Source organism: Mesorhizobium sp. M4B.F.Ca.ET.058.02.1.1 (genome assembly GCF_003952505.1).
In the GTDB taxonomy this organism is placed as follows: Bacteria; Pseudomonadota; Alphaproteobacteria; order Rhizobiales; family Rhizobiaceae; genus Mesorhizobium.
The window spans coordinates 1307955-1327008 of the sequence record NZ_CP034450.1; the positions used below are offsets into that span (position 1 = coordinate 1307955).

Here is a 19054-nt window from a genome sequence, read left to right on the forward strand (position 1 = left end):
TTCGGAGCGTTGCATCGGTGCAGAATTCTGTTCCGCTGCATTTTTCGTTAGAGGTAACGGCATGGATTCCAGGGTCTTCGCAATGCCGCTTCGCGGCTGCTTCGCCCTGGAATGACGAAGCGCGAGCATCCGCATGAAAAGCCCGATCTCCATCCGGCGCGGCAAGGTGGCCGCAGTGTTCATCGATCTCCAGGAAGAGCATCGCAAGGACGAGCGCTATCTGGTCGACGGCTTCGGCGACATCCTCGCCAATGTCCAGCGGCTGCAGGCGGCGGCGCGGCGCAATTTCGTGCCGCTCTACCACTTCGCCTACATCGTCGACCTTGCCGAGGCGCGGCCGTTCCATCCGGTGGACGCCAGCGGCAAGTCGGCCTTCTCCGACAAGGACGATCCGCTGACGGCGATCTGCGCGGAAGTGGCGCCGGCCGAGGGCGAGACGATGCTGGTCAAGACCGAGGCCAGCGCCTTCGGCAACGGCGCCTTCACCGACCGGCTGAAGACGGCGGGCATCGAATGGCTGGTGATTGCCGGCGTCTGGACCGAGGCCTGCATCGACGCCACGGTGAAGGATGCGGTGGCGCGTGGTTTCCGCGTGCTGCTGGTCAAGGATGCCTGCGGCAGCGCGAGCGCCGCCATGCACCAGACCGCCATCCTCAATCTCGCCAACCGGCTCTATGGCGGCGCCGTCACCGGCACGCTCGATGCCTGCCGGCTGCTGGCGGGCGACACGGTCGATGCGTGGCAGGTCGAGGGCTCGGTGCCGCTGCGCTTCACCTACGACAATGCGGCCCGGCTCTACGACGAGCTCTGACGGCAAGCCGATGGGCACGAACCAACTCGAAGCGGCCAGGTGGGGAAATACGCCACCCTGCTCGACCCGGAGCTGTGGGACTATATCGACCAGGTCAATGCCTGGTTCCCGCCCGCGATCGTGGCGCAGCCGATCGCGGAGCAACGGGCGGTCTACAACGCGATGTGCCGGGCCTTCCATCCAGGCCGTCCGGCTGATGTCACGGTGAGTGACGGCGTGGTCGCCGCCGACGGCCGCGACATCGCGATCCGGCGCTACCGTTTGGCCGGCAAGGCGTCGCGGGCGATCGTCGTCCACTATCACGGCGGCGGCTTCGTGCTCGGCGACCTCGACAGCCATGACGACATCTGCGCCGAGATCTGCGCCGCCACCGGCTTCGAGGTGATCTCGGCCGATTACCGCCTGGCGCCGGAGCATCTGCATCCCGCCGCCTTCGAGGATTCACTCGCCGTGTTCGAATGGATGGCCGCGACAACCAGCCTGCCGATCGTGCTCTGCGGCGAGAGCGCCGGCGGCAACCTCGCCGCGGCCGTCGCGCACGCGACGCGCCACAGCCAGCGCCGCGCCGCCGGTCAGGTGCTGATCTATCCAGAACTCGGCGGCGAGACAGGCCGCTCCTATATCGAGCACGCCGAGGCGCCGCTGCTCAGCCTCAGCGATATCGAGTTCTACCGCCGCATCCGGTCCGCGCCGGGTCAATCGCTGGACGATCCGACCTTCTCGCCACTGCGCGACAGCGATTTTACCGGCCTGCCGCCGACCTTCATCATCACCGCCGAATGCGATCCGCTGTCCTCCGACGGCGAGGCCTATCGCGGCCGCATCGTCGCCGCCGGCGGCTCGGCCTGGTGGCAGGAAGAGCCGCTGCTGGTGCACAGTTTCCTGCGCGCCCGCAACAGCGTGCCGCGCGCCGGCGAGGCGTTTGCGAGGATTATTGCCGACATTGCCAGGCTGGGCGCCGGCGATGAGGCGCCAATCTCCCCCAAGTGGGGGAGATGGCCGGCAGGCCAGAGGGGGCGCGAAGGATCGCGGCCCCTCAGAATCCTTAGGATTCAAAACCATTCGTCATCGCAGCGGCGCTGAATAGCCGAGATGCTGGGCGGGACAGCGCCCCCCTCTGCCCTGCCGGGCATCTCCCCCACAAGGGGGAGATTGGCGCTACCCTCGTGCGGAACAGCGCACAAGAACTGCGGAAAAGCGAACATTTCCCGGCGTAACCCCGCCCTATCATCGCCGCAGGCCAAGGGCGCTCCGGCGGTCGCATCCGTCCCCGCACTGTGACAGGCCGGGGCGCCCAACAGGAGGGAACGACGATGAAATTCATGCTGACCGACAGGAAACTGCACCCGCGAGCCGAGCCGATCGCCGCCGACTTCCGGAAAGGCGGCATCAGCCGGCGCGAATACTTCGCCATCATGGCCGGCTTCGGCGTCAGCGCAGCCGGAGCACTGGCACTCGGCGTGCTTACCCCCTCGCCGGCCCGAGCCGAGGAGCCAAAAAAGGGCGGCACCTTGCGCGTCGCCATGAACGTCAAGGGTTTCAAGGATCCGCGCACTTTCGACGGCGTCGAGATGTCCAACGTGGCGCGCCACTGCAACGAATATCTGGTGCGCTGGAACACAGACTTCAGCTTCGAGCCGTGGCTTTTGGAAAGCTGGGAGACCAGCGACGACGCCAGGACGATCACGCTGCATGTGCGCAAGGGCATCACCTGGTCGAACGGCGACACCTTCAACGCCGACGACGTCATCCACAATCTCACCCGCTGGTGCGACGCCTCCGTCGCCGGCAACTCGGTCGCCGCGCGCATGGGCGCACTGGTCAACGCCGACACCAAGAAGCCGGTCGATGGCGGCATCGACAAGGTCGACGACTACACCGTCAGGCTCAACCTGCCCAAGCCCGACATCTCGCTGATCGCCGGCATGGCCGACTATCCGGCGCTGATCATGCACCGCTCCTATGAGGGCGACGGCGACCCGAAGAAGGCTCTAGCCATCACCACCGGCCCTTGCGAACTGGTGAGCTGGGATGCCGAGACCGGTGCGGAGGTGAAGCGCAAGGACAAGCCCTGGTGGAAAGGCGAGTTCCATCTCGACGGCATCAAATGGGTCGACTACGGCTCCGATCCCAACGCCATGCTGTCGGCCTTCGAATCCGGCGAGATCGACACCGACCACGAGACGGCTTCAGACGCCGTATCGCAGACCGAAGAGATGGGGCTCGAAAATTCCGAGATCGCCACCGGCTCGACCATCGTCGCCCGCTTCAATGTCGGCAACGCGCCCTATGACGACGTCAAGGTACGCCGTGCCGCCCAGCTTGCCGTCGACAACTCGGCCGTGCTGAAGCTCGGCATCGACGGTCGCGGCAAGCCCGCCGACAACCACCATGTCGGCCCGATGCATCCGGAATTCGCCGATATCGGCCCAGCCAAGCGTGACGTGGATGGTGCCAAGAAGCTGCTCGCCGAGGCTGGCAAGGCCGACCATGAATTCGACCTCATCTCGGTCGACGTCGAATGGCAAAAGAGCACCGGCGACGCGATCGCCGCGCAGATGCGCGAGGCGGGCCTGAAGATCAAGCGCACCGTGCTGCCGGCCGCCACCTTCTGGAACGACTGGAGCAAATACCCCTTCTCCTGCACCGAATGGCTGGGAAGGCCGCTCGGTGTCCAGGTGCTGGCGCTGGCCTACAAATCGGGAGCTGCCTGGAACGAAAGCGCCTATGCCAACAAGGAGTTCGACGAGCTCCTCGACAAGGCGCTGGCAATGCCGGACGCCAAGGCGCGCAAGGAGATCATGGCCAAGATCGAAGAGAATCTGCGCCAATCCGGCATCATCATCCAGCCATACTGGCGCTCGGTCTATCGAACCTACCGCAAGGGCGTGCATGGCTGCGAGCAGCACCAGTCGCTAGAGCAGCATTTCGAGAAGGTGTGGCTGGAGTCCTGATCCCTCCCAGGGTGGCAACCCCGGCCGGCGTGGCTCAACCGGGGCCGCGCCGGCCGTTGCCATGTGCGCCCATTCATCACAGATTGCATGCGGCCTCAGACCGGCGAACGCGAGAAACAGTCAGGGATGGATCACTTCGACCTCGGCACCTACCGCCGCCCAATCTCCACATCCTCGGCGGAGACGCAGCGCTGGTTCGATATCGGGCTGAACTGGTGCTACGGTTTCAACCACGAGGAAGGCATAAGATGCTTCGCGAAGGCGCTGCGGACTGATCCCGATTGCGCCTTCGTGCACTGGGGCATCGCCTATGCCGCGGGGCCTTTCTACAATCTGACCTGGAAGGAGCATGGCGAGGCCGAGGCCGACAGGGCCACCAGGCTTTGCTTCGACCATGTCCAGCTTGCGCTCGCCGGCAGCGCTCGATCCAGCGCTATTGAGCGGCGGCTGATCGAGGCACTCGCCCACCGGTTCCAGAAGCCGCATCGCATGGCGCCGGCGGAATTCGCGCTGTGGGACGACGCCTATGCCGCCGCGATGCGACAGGTCTATCGCGATTTCCCAGACGACCATGACGTGATGGCGCTCTTCGTCGAGGCGCTGATGATGCGCACCGTCAGGCGGCTATGGGATCTCAAGACCGGCAAGCCGGCGCCGAATTCGGACGTGCTGGAGGCTCTCGAGGTCTGCGAACGCTCTATCAGGCGCTCGGACGAGGCCGGCACGACGCCGCATCCGGCGGCCCTGCATCTGCACATCCACCTGCTCGAAATGTCGACCCAGCCCGAGCGTGGCATGCGCTCGGCCGAACGGCTTGGCACGATGTGTCCCGATGCCGGCCACATGAACCATATGCCCGGCCATATCCATGTGCTGTGCGGCGAGTATGAGAAAGCAAAACTCGCCAGCGAGAAGGCGGTGCGCGCCAACGACCGCTACCTCGCCCATGCCGGCGAGACGACCTATTACCTGCTCGGCTGCTGCCACGACCTGCATCTGATGATGTTCGCCTGCATGTTACTCGGCCAGTACCGCCCCGCGCTGTGGGCGGCCGACAAGGTGCGCGGCCTGGCGACGCGCGATGTCGTGAGCATTCCCGACCGGCCGAAGCTGACGCAGACGGTGGAAGGCTACCATGCGATGAAATCGCATGTTCAGGTGCGCTTCGGCCGCTGGCGGGAGATCATCGACGAGCCGATGGTTGTCGAGCCCGAACTCTATGTGCTGACTACCGCCATGCAGCACTACGCCAAGGGCGTCGCGCATGCTGCGCTGCGTGCGTTCGCGGCGGCGGAGCACGAGCGCGAGCGCTTCCACCAGCATCTAAGCCGCATCCCCGCGGAACGGCGCTTCCTCAGCAACCCGACGCACGCATCGCTGGCCGTGGGCGCCGCCCTGCTCGACGGCGAGCTCGCCTACCACCAGGGGCGGCATGACGAGGCCTATGTTCATTTGCGACAGGCGGTCGGGCTCGACGACAATCTCTCCTATACCGAGCCGTGGGCATGGATGCATCCGCCGCGCCATGCGCTGGCGGCGCTGCTGCTCGACCAGGGCCATGCCGAAGAAGCCGAGCAGGTCTATCGCGACGATCTCGGCCTGAGTGGCGCGGTTCAGCGCTGCGCCCAGCATCCGGACAATGTCTGGGCGCTGCACGGGCTGGTCGAATGTTTGAGGCGGCGCGGCGAGACCGACCAGTTGCCTGGGTTCCAGGCCAGGCTCGCCACCGCATTGGCAAAGACCGACTTGCCGATCACCTCGTCTTGCCTGTGCAGGACAAGCGTGCATTCAGGGCCCGACTGCTGCCATTGAAGATGGCCCGCCCCTGTGCGCCGTCACCATTCTCGCGTACACAAGTCCTGATCCAACCCGGCCCCGCGACGTGAGAACCCCATGCGATTGCTGCTAAGTAGTCTCTTCCTCGGCATCGCCGCCGCCAGCCTGTCGCCCGCCCGGGCCGCGGCGGACGATTGCGGCGATGCCGCCGCGCTGGTGCAACTGGCCTATCCCGGGGCCCAGAAGAGCGCCGACGAAAGATCGTTCACGCTGGAACCCCATACCAGCATCTCCCTGACGCTGCGGGAAGGCGACAATTCATTCGGCCTGGTCTGCAAGGTCTGGCCCGCCCATGACGACCTGCTGCTTGTCGCAGTGCCCCTGATCGACAGCGCCAAGTCCGGCGACGGCCAGCATGTCGGTGATATCGAGATTCTCGTCCTCGACATGAACAGCCTGCGGGTGCGCCAGCGCCTGCTCCAGCCCGGGCTGATGAATGATGATGCCATCTACATCCGCAAGATCGAGTTCGATACCGGCCGATACAGGCTGGCGACCGATGTAAGCGCCTTCGGCCTGCGCATCGAAATGGCAAGCGATTCTCGGCCCAATCCCTTCCGTGAAACCGACCTCAGGCTCTATGCCCTCACCCGCGATGGGCTGCGACTAGTGCTCGACGGCCTCGTCGTCGACAGTTTTGGCGGCGAAGGCGACGCCAGTTGCGCCGGATCCTTTCACTCCAGCAAGGCCAGCCTGTCGATGCGATCGGCGAGCCATCGCGGTTATCGCGACATCACCGTGGTCGAGCGGAGGGATACCGACGAGCCCGCCCTCGACAAGAACGGCGAGTGCCAGCCGCACCCCGGCAAACCGGTGAAGCGGACCTACCGGCTGCGCTTTGATGGCAGCCGCTATCCGGTTCCGGCGGCGCTCAAGGCCTCGGAGCCGTGAAAGAGCCGCTCGCGCCATGATCGGGTGGCAGCGCATCTCAAGAGCCGTGCCGGCAACGGCAGGCCGACGCGGATCGGTGAGGCGATCCTCGCCGGGCTCAGCCGCGACGGCACGCTCACTGTCGCGGCCAACGTGCCCCATGTCATCGGCCGCAAGGACGATATGCCGTGCCGATCCATGGCGACGATCGCGGCATCCCGGCCGTGCTGGTCGGGATGCGGCAGGACCTGCCGGCTGACCACCAGGGCGTAGAGGCCTGGGCCAAGCGGCTCGCCGCCGCGCTGCCGGCCGGGCAGACGGCCTGAAGCGACCCCGACGTTGCCTACTTCATGATGTGATAGGCCTGCAGACCGCCTTCCCGGTCACGAGAAGATTTCCGCCAGTTCCTCGACGCTGGTGCCTTCCTTGACCTGGCGCAGCTCGATGTAGCCGACCGCCGTGGCCGTGGACATCACCATCGAGACCACGCTTTGCACCAGCGCAGCCAGAATGGCGGCAAGGATTCCGTGGAAGAAGACGACAACCACCGCCGTGATCGACTGGATCACCATGGCTATGATGAAGAGGATCACGAACAACCCGAACAGCGCCCAGCGGCTGCCCTTGGTCAGGACACGGCTGCGCGACATAGAGCCGAACACACCGAGCCGCTCCTGGATCAGGACCGGCACCGCCACGGACCAGCCGAGCCATAGGATGATGCCCGGAACGAGCAAGGCGATGCGGCAAACCCGGCGCCAAGACCGACCAGAATGCCTATCCCCAGGGTCGGCAGCAGGTAGCGTATCGCGATCGTGATGCAATCGCCGAAGGATGGTGGCTTGCCGTTCAGATCCTCGATAGTTGCCCTCACAAGCGCCGACTGAAGCAGCAGCGCGCAAATGAAGGATACCAGTCCGGCGACGATGCTGACCCAGGAATTGCGGAACATCGCTTCAGGATCGGCCGCCGCGCCAGGGTCGGTCTGCAGCATCACGTCCACGCGCGATTCGGTCCAAAGTTGCGCGAGAAGCGCCGGCAAGCCGGAGAACAGCGCGGCAAGGCCGACATATAGTCCTATGTTGCGGCCAATCACGGAAAAGGTGTTGTTGAACACCCTGCCGATCTGGAATTTCTCAGGCCGTGTCAGTGTCGTTGAAGTCATAAGGCACCCCCTTTTAACCACCACCGCATAATGGCTGGTTCTCACGATAGTAGATGTGACAAGATTAACAGTTGGCGTCCAGCCCACTTGCAATTGTCTTGCCGCATTGCCAGTGTCGGCGCTGCGGGTTTGCAGGGGAGCAAATGGGTGGCAGTTGCACAGCCGGGCAGAGTGGACGCCGAATGGCTGGCGAAAGTGCACAAGCAGCTGCTGGCCGACACGTCCATCCAGTTCGACCTGCCGGCCTTCGCGCAGCCCCAACCTCCGGCCTGGCTGAAGCCGCTGCTGGATTTCCTGGCGCAGCTTGGCCCCTATATGATCTACTTGTTCTGGGGCGCGGTGATATCGGGCGCCGCGATTATCCTGTTCCTTATCGTCCTGGAGGTGAAAGGCGTCGCCTGGCGCCTGCCGTGGCGGCGCGCGCGCAGCGAAGCGGATACGGAAGAGCAATGGCGCCCCGATGCCGCAGCGGCGCAGATCCTGCTGTCGGAAGCCGACGCGCTTGCGGCGCGCGGCGACTATGACGAGGCGGTCCATCTCCTGCTTCGCCGCAGCGTCGCCGACATAGCCGGGCGCCTGCCCGACTTCCTGCGTCCCTCGCTGACGGCGCGCGACATCGCCAATGCTCCTTCCCTGCCGGCGCGGCCACGCGGCGCGTTCAGCGAGATCGCGCGAATCGTCGAGGCCGCGCTGTTCGCCCGCCGGCCCGTCGGCGCCGAAGGCTGGCAGCAAGCGCGCGGCGCCTATGAGCGGTTCGCCTTCGGGGATGCCTGGGCATGAGCGCGCCGGCGGCCGAAACGGCACAGGAACCGTTCAGCCGCAGGACGCTGTTCTGGGGCATTTTCGCGAGCCTGTTCGCGGCGGCGGGGTTCTTCCTGCTGTCGACCTATGCGCCGGATTTCCGTACGCCCGGCAATGGCGGCGCGACGCCGCTCTCCAAGGGCGGCTCCGGCTATGCGGCATTGGTGGAATGGGTAAGACTGACCGGCGGCCTGCCCTTCATGGCGCGGACCGAGGCGGACCTCTCCAGGCACATCTTGCTGATCGTCACCATCGCGCCAGAAAGCGATCCGGCGGCGCTCAAGAACATCATCGATCTTCGAGAAGAGCTGCCAACGCTCTTCGTGCTGCCCAAATGGCAAACCATGCCGATGGAAACGCACGAAGGCTGGGAGATGAAGATCGAGCGGCTGCCCACGCTTGTCGTCAATGAATGGCTTGGCCGCATCGCCGGCATGAAGCTTGGCGAAGGCAAGGCCGCTGTCGGGCAGCTCGACATCGAAGGCCACATGGTTGCCGCGCCGGCGGATCTGCAATGGGTGGCGGATGACGATCCGATCATCGCGGCAGGCAATGGCAAGTCGGTGCTTACGAAGCTCGCCGACAAGCCGTTCTACGTCTTGACCGACCCCGACCTGATCAACAATGCGGGATTCAAGGATCCTGAAAAGGCAATCGCGGTGTTCGAGCTGTTGGCGTCGCTGGACAGAATCGGGGTCATGTTCGACCTGACACTGCATGGCGCCGGGCGCAAATACGATCTCGCCAAGCTTTTGGTCGAGCCGCCCTTCCTGGCGCTGACGCTGTCGATCCTTGCCGCCGCGGCGCTGGCCTTCCTGCATGGTCTTGGCCGCTTCGGCCCGCCGCGCGCCGAAGGCCGGGCGATCGCCTTCGGCAAGCGGGCGCTGGTCGACACCACGGCGATGCTCTTCAAGCGCGCCGGACGTCTGGAGGAACTGGGCGATCGCTATGGCGCCCTGATGCGGCAGCGTGCCGGCGCGCTGCTTGGCGCGCCACACGGGCTGCAGGGCGAAGCGCTCGACCGCTGGCTCGATTCCCGCGACAAGGGCGAGGCCCAGGGGTTCACGACGCGGCTCAAGGCCGCGAACAATGCCAGTTCGCTGGCGGATATGCATGAGGCAGCCGAGCGGCTGCACGACTGGACGGCAAGGAGGCTCGGTGAACGTCGATGATGTGAAGGCCCTGGCGACAGCGATCAGGGAAGAAGTGGCGAAAGCGATTACCGGCCAGCACGACACGGTCGACCTGATGCTCACCGCCCTGTTCGCCGGCGGGCATATATTGCTCGAAGGACCGCCGGGGACCGCCAAGACCATGACCGCGCGCTGCTTCGCGCAGGCGCTCGGTGTCGCCTATGGGCGCATCCAGTTCACGCCGGACCTGATGCCCGGCGATATCGTCGGCTCCAACATCTACAATTTCCAGAGCGGGCAGTTCACGCTGACGCGCGGCCCGATCTTCTGCGATCTTCTGCTTGCCGACGAGATCAACCGCACCCCACCGAAGACCCAGGCCGCCCTCTTGGAAGCCATGCAGGAGCACGCTGTCACCTTCGACGGCACCACCCATTCGCTCGGCCGCAATTTCATGGTGGTGGCGACGCAGAATCCCATCGAGCATCAGGGCGTCTATCCGCTGCCGGAGGCACAACTCGACCGTTTCCTGTTCAAGCACCGGGTGAGCTATCCGGACCTGCAGGACGAGCGCGCCATCATCGTCCATCACGGCGGCGGCTCCGCCTCGCACGACATCGCGCAATACGGCATCAAGGCCCGGACCGACCGCAAGACGCTGGAAAAGGCGCTCGAAACCGTCGGCTCCGTCACCCTGGTCGACGACGTCGTCAACTATATCGCGGCGCTGGTGCGCGCCACACGCGAGAGCCCGGACCTGGAGGTCGGCGCCAGCCCTCGCGCGGGCGCCATGCTGGCGCGGGCGGCGCGGGCACGGGCCACGCTCGACGGTCGCGCTTACGTGATCCCGGACGACGTCAAGGCGCTCGCCGTGCCGGCGCTGCGCCATCGCGTCATCCTTTCGCCGGCCGCGCAGATCGATGGGCGGCTGGTGGAGCAGATCGTGTCCGATCTCGTCGACCAGACGGAAGCGCCGCGGTGATCTATCCGAGCGGCAGAGCGGTCTGGGCGGCGGCGGTGGGAGCGATCCCGGCGTTCCTGATCGCGCTTGCGCTGCCGTCCTTCTGGTATCTCGGCCTGCTCTGGATCTGCCTACTGCTTGGCTTCCTGGCGGTGGACGCGGCCGCCGGACGCGGGCGCGCCTCGCTCAGCGCCAGCCTCGACGCGCCGCCGCAGGTCGGCGTCGGCGGCCGTTTCGCTGTCCATGTCGCCGCCAGTCTCGGCAAGCAGGCGCGCAAGCTGCAGGCGCGCGTCGGCCATGATCAGCGGCTGGAGCCGATCAACGGCACCGGCGGCGTGCTGCCGGCGGATGGCGGCACGCTCGACCTCGAATTCACGGCGCTCAGGCGCGGCATGGCCAATTTCGACCGGCTATGGTTGCGCTGGCGCGGGCCGTTCGGGCTGGTCTGGAACCAGGTCGTGCTGCCGATGGACGAGAAGGTGGCGGTGCTGCCCGATGTCAGCCACGCCCGCGACGAGGCGATCACGCTTTTGCAACGCTCGGCGCAGGCCGACGGCCACGCACAAAAGCGGGCCGGCCAAGGCCGCGAGTTCGAGGCGCTAAAGGACTACCAGCCCGGCATGGGCCGGCGGATGATCGACTGGAAACGCAGCGCCCGCCACGGCAAGCTTCTGGCGCGCGAGTTCCGCATTGAGGAGAACAACAACGTCGTGCTCGCCATCGACAGCGGACGCCTGATGTGCGAGCCAGTCGACGGCGTGCCGAAGGTCGACCGCGCGGTGACGGCGGCGCTGCTGTCGGCGTTCATCGCGCTGAAGGGCGGCGACCTCGTCAGCCTGTTCTCCTTCGATGCGCGGCCGCGCGTCTCCAGCGGCGCGGTGCGCGGCTCCGCCAGCTTCCCGATGATCCAGAAGCGGGCGGCAGAGATCGACTATTCCAGCGAGGAAACCAACTTTACGCTGGCGCTGACGACGCTTTCGGGCAAGCTCGACCGGCGCTCGCTGGTCATCATCTTCACCGATTTCGTCGATCCGATCAGCGCCGAGCTGATGCTGCGCACCGTCGGCCGGCTGACCGAGCGCCACCTGGTGCTGTTCATGATGATGAAGGATGTCGAGCTGGAGAGCCTGGCCGACATGCCGCCGGCGACGCCGGAGGACGTGGCGCGCGCCGTCACCGCTGGCGGCCTGCTTAGGGAACGGCAGGTCGTGATCGGACGGCTGAGGCTGCTCGGCGCGCATGTCATCGAGGCCGATCACCAGCGGCTGGGCCCGGCGCTGGTCGAGCGCTATCTCGAGCTCAAGCAGGAGAATCTTTTGTGACGACGCCGGCCGGCACCGATGCGGTACGCCAGACGCTCGCCAGCTTCCGCCAGGAGCGCGAGGCCGACTGGCTGGCATTCGAGGCGCTCTTGGCGCGGGTCGAGAAGCGAGCGCCGCGCACGCTGTCGGAAGACGAATTGCTGTCGCTACCGCTGCTCTACCGCTCGGCGCTGTCCTCGCTGTCGGTGGCCAGGGCGACGTCGCTCTACAATGCGCTCGTCTCTTATCTCGAAGCGCTCTGCCTGCGCGGCTATTTCTACCTTTACGGCGCCCGGCGTGGCTTGCGGCAGCGCATCGGCGATTTCTTCCTGCATGACTGGCCAAACGCTATCCGCGTCCTGTGGCGTGAAACCCTTGTTGCGGTCGGACTGACGGCAGTCGGCGCCGGCGCCGGCTACTGGCTGGTGGCGTCCAACAAGGGCTGGTACGACGCCATCATCGCACCAAGCCTTGCCGGCGGGCGCAATCCGGACTCGTCGGCCGAGATGCTGCGCAGCGTGCTCTATGGCGGCGCCGACAGCCAATTCCTGTCGAGCTTTGCCGCCTATCTCTTCACCCACAACACGCAGGTGGCGATCCTGGCCTTTGCGCTCGGCTTTGCCTTTGCCGCGCCAAGCGTGCTGATCATCCTGATGAACGGCTGCATGCTCGGCGCGATATTCCAGATCTACGCCGCCAAGGGACTGGGCTTCGGGCTCGGCGGCTGGCTCGCCATCCACGGCACCACCGAGCTGTTCGCCATCGCGCTGGCTGGGGCCGCCGGCATGCGCATTGGCACGCGCATCGCCTTTCCCGGCGAGCTGACCCGCATGGCGTCCGCCGCCGAGGCCGGACGGATCGCGGCGACCGTCATGGTCGGCGTCGTCGTGATGCTGCTGTTTGCCGGCCTGCTCGAAGGCATCGGCCGGCAGACGATCAACGGTGACGGCGCCCGCTACGCCATCGGCGGCGGCATGCTGGCCTTTTGGTGCGCCTATTTCTACCTGTTCCGAATGGTGCGGCATGGCGATCACTAGACGCGCCGCGTTCGCGCCGACACGGCCGCTGATCACACCGGAAGGCGTCGATCTCAGGATCAGGCTTGCCGACGCCGGCACGCGGGCCTCGGCCTTCCTGCTCGATGTGGTGATCATCGCCACCACCGCGGTCCTCATCACCATTGTCGCCCTGTTCGGGCTACGCGGCATCGGTTTCGGCGGGCTGCAGCCGCTGTTCGTGGTCTGGATCATCCTGATCTTCCTGCTGCGCAACGCCTATTTCATCGCCTTCGAGGCCGGCCGACGCGCCGCGACACCCGGCAAGCGCATCGTCGGCATAAGGGTCGCCTCGCGCAGCGGCGCGGGTCTCACAGTCGACCAGGTTATCGCGCGCAACCTGATGCGCGAGATCGAGATCTTCCTGCCGCTGTCGATCATCGCCGGACGCGGCGGCGCCGGCGTCGCCGACACGCTGACCACCGTCTTCGGACTGGTGTGGGCGCTGCTCTTCGCGCTCTTCCCGCTGTTCAACCGCGACCGGATGCGCATCGGCGACCTGCTCGCCGGAACCTGGGTGGTCGAGGCGCCGAGGCTGAAGCTGGTCGAGGACCTGTCGCGGAGCAAGGATCCAGTCGCGGCCCGTTTCAAGTTCAGCGCTGCGCAGCTCGACGCCTACGGCATCGCCGAGCTACACAAGCTGGAGGAAGTGCTGCGCCGCGACGACTATTTCGCGATGAAGGCCGTAGCCGAAATGATCGGGAAGAAGATCGGTGTGACGATCGAAGCGCCGGATTCCAGGGCGTTCCTGACCGCCTACTACGGCGAGCTCAGGGCGCATCTCGAACGCAAGCTGCTGCTCGGCAACCGCAAGGCGGATAAGTACGCGCAGTAGGCCGGAGCGGTATTCTCGATAATCACGAGACGTTGGTGCTGCCCCTCATCCGCCCGCCGGCACCTTCTCCCCGTATAATGACGGGGAGAAGAGGGCTGATCACAATGCCGGCGCCTGTGCTGCAACGTGGCGATTGGCGAAGCCAGCCGCGACAGCGTCTTTCTCCCCGTCACTATACGGGGAGAAATGCCCGGCAGGGCAATGAGGGGCAGCGCCGGCTCACGATACACTTGAACCGAAACCTGGCTCGCCGGGCTGATCTATTACCCCACCCACTTCTCATAGTCCGACACCAGCAGATGCAGTGGCGCGACGTCCTCGTCGATATTGGAGAAGCGGCCGATCGGCTCCCGAAAAACGTTGTCGGTGAGGTCGTCATTGACGGTGGAAACCTCGCCGATCAGCACATCCTTGCCCTCGGCCCAGAAGGCGTGCCAGACGCCCGGCAGCAGCGTGACGCTCTGGCCCGGATCGAGCTTCAAGAGCCCGCCCGCCGGCAGTCTAGTGATGGTGCCGTCGACCGGCACCGACACTTCGGCCTTCGGATCGATCCCGCCGTCGCGATCGTGCATGAAGAGTTCCAGCACCAGCTTGCCGCCGCCGCGGTTGATGATGTCCTCGGCCTTGATGTTGTGGCGGTGCATGGGCGAGAGCTGGTCCTTGCGCGAGATCATGATCTTCTCGGCATAGAGCATGCCCATGCCGAGCTTCATGTCCTCGTAGCGGCCGTTGCGAACGGTGAACAAGAACAGGCCGAGCTCGTCGAACTTCTCCTGGCCGTAGTCGGTGATGTCCCAGCCGAGGCGCGAGGTGAAGATGGCTGACGAGTCTCCCTTATGCGCCTTCATCTCGTCCGGCGACCAATAAGCAAAGGGCGGCATGATATAGCCGAAGGAGCGGATGAAGGCGTCGGCTTCGCGGATGATGTCGTTGATTCTCGAGCGCTTCATGGGTTCTCTTCCTTCCGGCCGCTGCCTGCTGAAATGTGCCCATCCGAATAGCTCAATGCCGGTCCGCTGTCGACGCAAAGTGACGGCTCTGGCCCGTGACATTCGGCCGGATCGGGGCCATAACGCGACCGGTTCTTATGGTGGTGACAATCTCATGCCGAGCATAGACGACCTCGATACGCCGGCGATCGTGATCGACGCCGCCCGCGCCGAAGCCAACATCAGAAAGGCGCAGGCGCATGCCGACGCCCATGGGCTGAAGCTCAGGCCGCACATCAAGACGCACAAGCTGCCCTATTGGGCGAAGAAGCAGATAGCGGCCGGCGCGGTCGGCATCACCTGCCAGAAGATCGGCGAGGCGGAGGTAATGGCCGATGCAGGGCTGACCGACATTTTTCTCCCCTACAACATCCTCGGGCGCGCCAAGCTCGAACGGCTGAAGGCGCTGCACGGCCGCGTGACGCTGTCGGTAACCGCGGACAGCCTGGTAACGCTGGAAGGCCTTGCAGCGACCTTTGCCGATGCCGGCCACCCGCTACAGGTACTCGTCGAGTGCGATACCGGCATGGGCCGCTGCGGCGTGCAGACGGCAGATGAAGCGGTGGTGCTGGCGAAAGCGATCGACAGCGCCACGGGCCTCACCCTCGGCGGGCTGATGACCTATCCGGCCGCCGGCAAGCAGACGCAGGCAGAGAGCTGGCTGGCAGGGGCGAAGCAGGCCCTTGCCGCGGCAGGCCTCGACTGCCGGCGCATCTCCAGCGGCGGCACGCCGGACATGTGGCGCTCGGGCGAGAACAGCGTCGTCACCGAATACCGGCCCGGCACCTATATCTATCTCGACCGCTACCAGGTCGCCAAAGGCGTCGGCAGCCTTGACGATTGCGCGCTGACGGTGCTCGCGACGGTGGTCAGTCATCCAACGCCGACCCGTGCGATTCTCGATTCAGGCAGCAAGGCGCTGTCCTCCGATACACTGGGGCTGTCCGATTTCGGCGAGTTGCTCGGGGTGCCGGGCGCGAGGGTCACCGGCCTCAGCGAGGAGCATGGCAATGTCACGCTTTCCGACGGCGCGAAGCTTCGCATCGGCGAGCGCGTTCGCGTGGTGCCCGATCACTGCTGCGTGGTGACGAATTTGTTTGACCAGGTGCATCTTATCGACGGCGACAAGGTGCTGGAGACGCTGCCGGTGGCGGCGCGGGGGCGGATGGGGTGAGTGGCCTTTCCTTCTCCCCTTGTGGGAGAAGATGGATCGGCGCGCAGCGCCGAGACGGATGAGGGGTGTTCCAGCGGAGTGTACCGTTGGCGTTACCTGGAACACCCCTCATCCGTCGCCTTCGGCGGCACCTTCTCCCACAAGGGGAGAAGGGGGAGCCCGCTCCGCCTGCCTGGCGGCAACCCTGCGCATGGCGATCACCCGGCGGCGGAAAATCTCCGTGCGCATCGCCATCAGGTGCAGCGCAAAGAACAGCACGGTGAAGCCGAGCGCCATCACCAGCAGCGGCCTCAGCATGGAGGCGTCGATGGTCGAGCCGCCCATGCGGAATACCGAGGCCGGCTGGTGCAGGGTGTTCCACCAGTCGACCGAAAACTTGATGATCGGGATGTTGATGAAGCCGACCAGGGTGATGATGGCGGCGGCCCAGGCGGCGCGGCTGACGTCATCCAGCGCACGCGTCAGCGCGATGATGCCGAGATACATCAAAAAAAGTACGAAGACCGATGTCAGCCGCGCGTCCCACACCCACCAGGTGCCCCACATCGGCTTGCCCCAGATCGAGCCGGTGATCAGCGCAAGTGCTGTGAAGGTGGCGCCGATGGGGGCCGCCGATTTCAGCGCGACATCGGCCAGTGGATGGCGCCACACCAGCGTGCCGAGCGCCGAAACCGCCATCAGCGAATAGCACATCATGGCGAGCCAGGCGAAAGGCACGTGGATGTACATGATGCGCACGGTGATGCCTTGCTGGAAGTCCTCCGGCGCGGTGAAGCTCATATAGAGACCGGCGGCAAGCAGGAGCACGGCAGCCGCGGCCAGCCAGGGAACCAGCCTGTCGGCCAGCCCGACGAAACGCGTCGGGTTGGCGAGGTCGGCCCAGCCGCTCAGGCGTGAAGTGGTGTCGCTCATGCGGCCCTACATAGACCGGCGGCGCGTTTGCGGCAATCGAGCGGTTGTCGCAGCCTTCCCTTCTCCCCTTGTGGGAGAAGGTGGATCGGTGCGCAGCGCCGAGACGGATCAGGGTGTTGGAAGGCATGAGGCGGTTCACCGCAAGGCTATGCCAAGGTGGAACACCCCTCATCCGAACGAGCTTCGCTCGGCCACCTTCTCCCACAAGACAAGGGGAGAAGGAAAGACCTTGAGACTACGCGGCCTCGTTCACAGTACGGCTGAGGCGGCGGACCTCCTCGTCGTTGAGCAGGCCACCGGCGCGCAGCAGGCTGGCGAAGCGGCCATTGCGCAGCGACAGCTCGGCGAAGCCACCCTGCTCGACCACCCTGCCCTTGTCCATGAACACGACCAGGTCGGCGTCACGCACCGTGGTCAGCCGGTGGGCGATGATGAAGGTGGTGCGGTTGCGGCGCAGCTCATCGATCGCTTCCTTGACGCGATCCTCGGTCTCGACGTCGAGCGCGCTGGTCGCCTCGTCGAGCACCAGGATCGGTGCGTCCTTGAGCACGGCGCGGGCAATGGCGATGCGCTGGCGCTCGCCGCCCGAAAGCTGGCCGCCACGCTCGCCGACGACGGTGTCGTAGCCGCTGCTCTTCGACAGGATGAAATCCTGCGCGGCGGCGGCGTTGGCGGCGGCGTGCACCTCGTCATAGGTCGCCTCGGCGCGGCCGACACGGATGTTGTCCTCGATCGAACGGTTGAGCAGACCGGCATCCTGGAACACGGTGGCGATCGAGTGGCGCAGCGACTTGCGGGTCACCGAACGGGTGTCGATGCCGTCGATCAGGATACGGCCGCTCGAGGGCGTGAAGACGCGCTGCAGCAGGTTGATGAGCGTCGTCTTGCCGGCGCCGGTCGGACCGACGATGGCTACCGTCTGGCCGGCCTGAACCTCGAAGGAGACGTCGTCGACGCCCTGCCCCGAATTGGCGAATTCGAAGCCGACATTCTCGAAGCGGACGTGGCCGGTGACGTTGGCCAGCTCACGCAGACCTTCCGGCTCGGCAGTGTCGGCGGCCGAATCTTCGAGACGATAGAAGTCCTCGAGCTTGGCCCGCGCCTCTGAGATCTGGGTGGAGAAGGCCGACATCTGATCGAGGCGGGCGATCAGCATCCCTGCAAAGCCGATGAAGGCAACGACGTCGCCGACGCGGAGCTCACCGCGAGTGACGAGGTAGGCGCCGATCGAAAGCACGATCATCATCGAGATGGTCGACGACAGCCGGTTCAACGCACTGGCGATCGCCCACCAGTCGAGCACCGGATTCTGCGCGTCGAGCAGGTCCTTGACGTAACGCTTCAGCGTCGCGGTCTCATGGCCGATGCGGTTGTAGCTCTGCAGCACGGCGACATTGCTGACGCTATCGGTCACATGGGCAAACACGGTGTGGTAATGGCGCTCGACAGCGGTCTGCCCGGACTTGGTGCGGCGCATGACGATACGGCCGATGCCGACATAAAGCACGCCAAGGCCAAGCAGCACCAGCGACATGCGAATGTCCATGGCAAGCGCGGTCGGCACCAAAAGCACCAGCGCGATGGCCGTCGAGAGATGCACGCGCATGAATTCGAGCCACAGGCTGAACAGGGTCTCGACGGCGCGCAACAGCGTTTGTAGTGAATTGGACGTGCCGCGCTGATGATGCCAGGCGAGCGGCATGGTGATGACGCGCTCGAAGGACTGGCACAGCACCTCCGAGCGGCGGGCATGGGCGAAGCGGTCGGCGCCACGCGCCACCAGCACGACAGCAACGACGTTGAACGCGCCGAGAGCTGCCCAAACGGCGAGCGTCGAAAACACCGGGCCTTTTTCAGCGATGGCACCGATCACCCGGCCCAACAGGATCGGCTCGAGGATCGCGATCGCGGCGAGCGCGACATTGGCGCCGCAAATCAGAGCGACGCGCTTCTTGTCGGCAGCCAGATAACCCAGAGCTCTCCAGTAGATCTGCAGAAGTGACACTTCAGCTACTCCGCCAAACTTTCATTGTGCAGTGCACCATTTCTTGACACGTACCGGTTAACGGGTCGCAAAACAATGCCCGTCTAGCTCTTCCGTTCCCATTCTGCGAACAAAAGATGACGACGTTGCGAAATCTGCCGTGATCACCTAACGGTTTGAGATAAAAGGTGAAATGTCAGCCTTGCGGCAAAATCATGGCAGCGGCCAGGAGCTGCCACATTTTTAATCACCTAGAGCTTGCGTAGCGGAAGC

18 protein-coding genes are annotated in these 19054 nt (G+C 65.2%); 13 read left to right on the top strand and 5 right to left on the bottom strand.

What is annotated here, in order from left to right; genetic code table 11:
- Positions 1–133: 133 nt before the first annotated feature.
- The 6 genes from EJ073_RS06625 (at position 134) to EJ073_RS06650 (ending at position 6744) form a co-directional block, all read left to right on the top strand.
- Positions 134–811 carry an isochorismatase family protein gene (locus tag EJ073_RS06625; RefSeq protein WP_126055017.1) on the top strand — a complete coding sequence of 226 codons (678 nt, stop codon included), beginning with the start codon at positions 134–136 and terminating at the stop codon, positions 809–811.
- A gap of 39 nt (positions 812–850) precedes the next feature.
- Positions 851–1894 carry an alpha/beta hydrolase gene (locus EJ073_RS06630; RefSeq protein WP_126055018.1) on the top strand — a complete coding sequence of 348 codons (1044 nt, stop codon included), beginning with the start codon at positions 851–853 and terminating at the stop codon, positions 1892–1894.
- Between the two features lie 230 nt (positions 1895–2124).
- Positions 2125–3765, top strand: a complete 1641-nt coding sequence (locus EJ073_RS06635; protein WP_126055019.1) for an ABC transporter substrate-binding protein — start codon at positions 2125–2127, stop codon at positions 3763–3765.
- 126 nt (positions 3766–3891) lie between these two features.
- A complete protein-coding gene (locus tag EJ073_RS06640; RefSeq protein ID WP_126055020.1) occupies positions 3892–5577 on the top strand; it encodes a hypothetical protein in 1686 nt (561 codons plus the stop codon).
- An 81-nt stretch (positions 5578–5658) separates the two neighbouring features.
- On the top strand, positions 5659–6492 hold the full coding sequence (locus EJ073_RS06645; protein ID WP_126055021.1) for a hypothetical protein: 834 nt from the start codon (positions 5659–5661) through the stop codon (positions 6490–6492).
- Between the two features lie 24 nt (positions 6493–6516).
- On the top strand, positions 6517–6744 hold the full coding sequence (locus EJ073_RS06650) for a hypothetical protein (RefSeq protein ID WP_189347322.1): 228 nt from the start codon (positions 6517–6519) through the stop codon (positions 6742–6744).
- Between the two features lie 110 nt (positions 6745–6854).
- Here EJ073_RS06650 and EJ073_RS31990 read toward each other — a convergent pair whose 3' ends face one another.
- On the bottom strand, positions 6855–7169 hold the full coding sequence (locus tag EJ073_RS31990) for a hypothetical protein (RefSeq protein WP_245455478.1): 315 nt from the start codon (positions 7167–7169) through the stop codon (positions 6855–6857).
- Positions 7151–7723, bottom strand: a complete 573-nt coding sequence (locus EJ073_RS31995) for a hypothetical protein (protein ID WP_245455479.1) — start codon at positions 7721–7723, stop codon at positions 7151–7153. Before EJ073_RS31995 ends, EJ073_RS31990 begins: the two co-directional genes overlap by 19 nt.
- 60 nt (positions 7724–7783) lie before the next feature.
- On the opposite strand from EJ073_RS31995, the gene EJ073_RS06660 reads away from it, so the two are divergent.
- The 6 genes from EJ073_RS06660 to EJ073_RS06685 are packed head-to-tail and all read left to right on the top strand — an operon-like array spanning position 7784 to position 13722.
- On the top strand, positions 7784–8416 hold the full coding sequence (locus EJ073_RS06660; RefSeq protein WP_210211272.1) for a DUF4129 domain-containing protein: 633 nt from the start codon (positions 7784–7786) through the stop codon (positions 8414–8416).
- Complete coding sequence (locus EJ073_RS06665) at positions 8413–9609, top strand: DUF4350 domain-containing protein (protein ID WP_126055023.1); 1197 nt, start codon at positions 8413–8415, stop codon at positions 9607–9609. Before EJ073_RS06660 ends, EJ073_RS06665 begins: the two co-directional genes overlap by 4 nt.
- Positions 9596–10552, top strand: a complete 957-nt coding sequence (locus EJ073_RS06670) for a MoxR family ATPase (protein WP_126055024.1) — start codon at positions 9596–9598, stop codon at positions 10550–10552. The genes EJ073_RS06665 and EJ073_RS06670 overlap by 14 nt, the downstream gene beginning before the upstream one ends.
- Positions 10549–11853, top strand: a complete 1305-nt coding sequence (locus EJ073_RS06675) for a DUF58 domain-containing protein (RefSeq protein ID WP_126055025.1) — start codon at positions 10549–10551, stop codon at positions 11851–11853. Before EJ073_RS06670 ends, EJ073_RS06675 begins: the two co-directional genes overlap by 4 nt.
- Entirely contained in the window at positions 11850–12869 is a 1020-nt protein-coding gene (locus tag EJ073_RS06680; RefSeq protein WP_126055026.1) for a stage II sporulation protein M, read from the top strand. The genes EJ073_RS06675 and EJ073_RS06680 overlap by 4 nt, the downstream gene beginning before the upstream one ends.
- Positions 12856–13722, top strand: coding sequence for an RDD family protein (locus EJ073_RS06685; protein WP_126055027.1), 867 nt, complete (start codon positions 12856–12858; stop codon positions 13720–13722). Before EJ073_RS06680 ends, EJ073_RS06685 begins: the two co-directional genes overlap by 14 nt.
- Before the next feature lie 263 nt (positions 13723–13985).
- On the opposite strand, the gene EJ073_RS06695 is transcribed toward EJ073_RS06685, so the two are convergent.
- Positions 13986–14672: a D-lyxose/D-mannose family sugar isomerase gene (locus EJ073_RS06695; protein ID WP_126055028.1), complete on the bottom strand. Its 687-nt coding sequence runs from the start codon at positions 14670–14672 to the stop codon at positions 13986–13988.
- 154 nt (positions 14673–14826) lie between these two features.
- Here EJ073_RS06695 and EJ073_RS06700 point away from each other — a divergent pair, with 154 nt between their 5' ends.
- Positions 14827–15885: a D-TA family PLP-dependent enzyme gene (locus EJ073_RS06700; protein WP_126055029.1), complete on the top strand. Its 1059-nt coding sequence runs from the start codon at positions 14827–14829 to the stop codon at positions 15883–15885.
- 108 nt (positions 15886–15993) lie between these two features.
- Here the strand turns inward: EJ073_RS06700 and EJ073_RS06705 are convergent, their stop codons facing one another.
- The gene (locus tag EJ073_RS06705; RefSeq protein WP_126055030.1) at positions 15994–16797 is read right to left on the bottom strand and encodes a heme ABC transporter permease; all 804 of its coding nucleotides are present in this window, start codon (positions 16795–16797) and stop codon (positions 15994–15996) included.
- A 235-nt stretch (positions 16798–17032) separates the two neighbouring features.
- The gene (locus tag EJ073_RS06710; RefSeq protein ID WP_126055031.1) at positions 17033–18802 is read right to left on the bottom strand and encodes a glucan ABC transporter ATP-binding protein/ permease; all 1770 of its coding nucleotides are present in this window, start codon (positions 18800–18802) and stop codon (positions 17033–17035) included.
- Positions 18803–19054 lie beyond the last annotated feature (252 nt).

What these genes read in the sequence shown, in the direction of transcription:
- EJ073_RS06625 (WP_126055017.1), top strand. Translation starts at nt 134, where the DNA reads ATGAAAAGCCCGATCTCCATCCGGCGCGGCAAGGTGGCCGCAGTGTTC.
- EJ073_RS06635 (WP_126055019.1), top strand. Translation starts at nt 2,125, where the DNA reads ATGAAATTCATGCTGACCGACAGGAAACTGCACCCGCGAGCCGAGCCG.
- EJ073_RS06640 (WP_126055020.1), top strand. Translation starts at nt 3,892, where the DNA reads ATGGATCACTTCGACCTCGGCACCTACCGCCGCCCAATCTCCACATCC.
- EJ073_RS06645 (WP_126055021.1), top strand. Translation starts at nt 5,659, where the DNA reads ATGCGATTGCTGCTAAGTAGTCTCTTCCTCGGCATCGCCGCCGCCAGC.
- EJ073_RS06665 (WP_126055023.1), top strand. Translation starts at nt 8,413, where the DNA reads ATGAGCGCGCCGGCGGCCGAAACGGCACAGGAACCGTTCAGCCGCAGG.
- EJ073_RS06685 (WP_126055027.1), top strand. Translation starts at nt 12,856, where the DNA reads ATGGCGATCACTAGACGCGCCGCGTTCGCGCCGACACGGCCGCTGATC.
- EJ073_RS06695 (WP_126055028.1), bottom strand. Translation starts at nt 14,672, where the DNA reads ATGAAGCGCTCGAGAATCAACGACATCATCCGCGAAGCCGACGCCTTC.
- EJ073_RS06700 (WP_126055029.1), top strand. Translation starts at nt 14,827, where the DNA reads ATGCCGAGCATAGACGACCTCGATACGCCGGCGATCGTGATCGACGCC.
- EJ073_RS06705 (WP_126055030.1), bottom strand. Translation starts at nt 16,797, where the DNA reads ATGAGCGACACCACTTCACGCCTGAGCGGCTGGGCCGACCTCGCCAAC.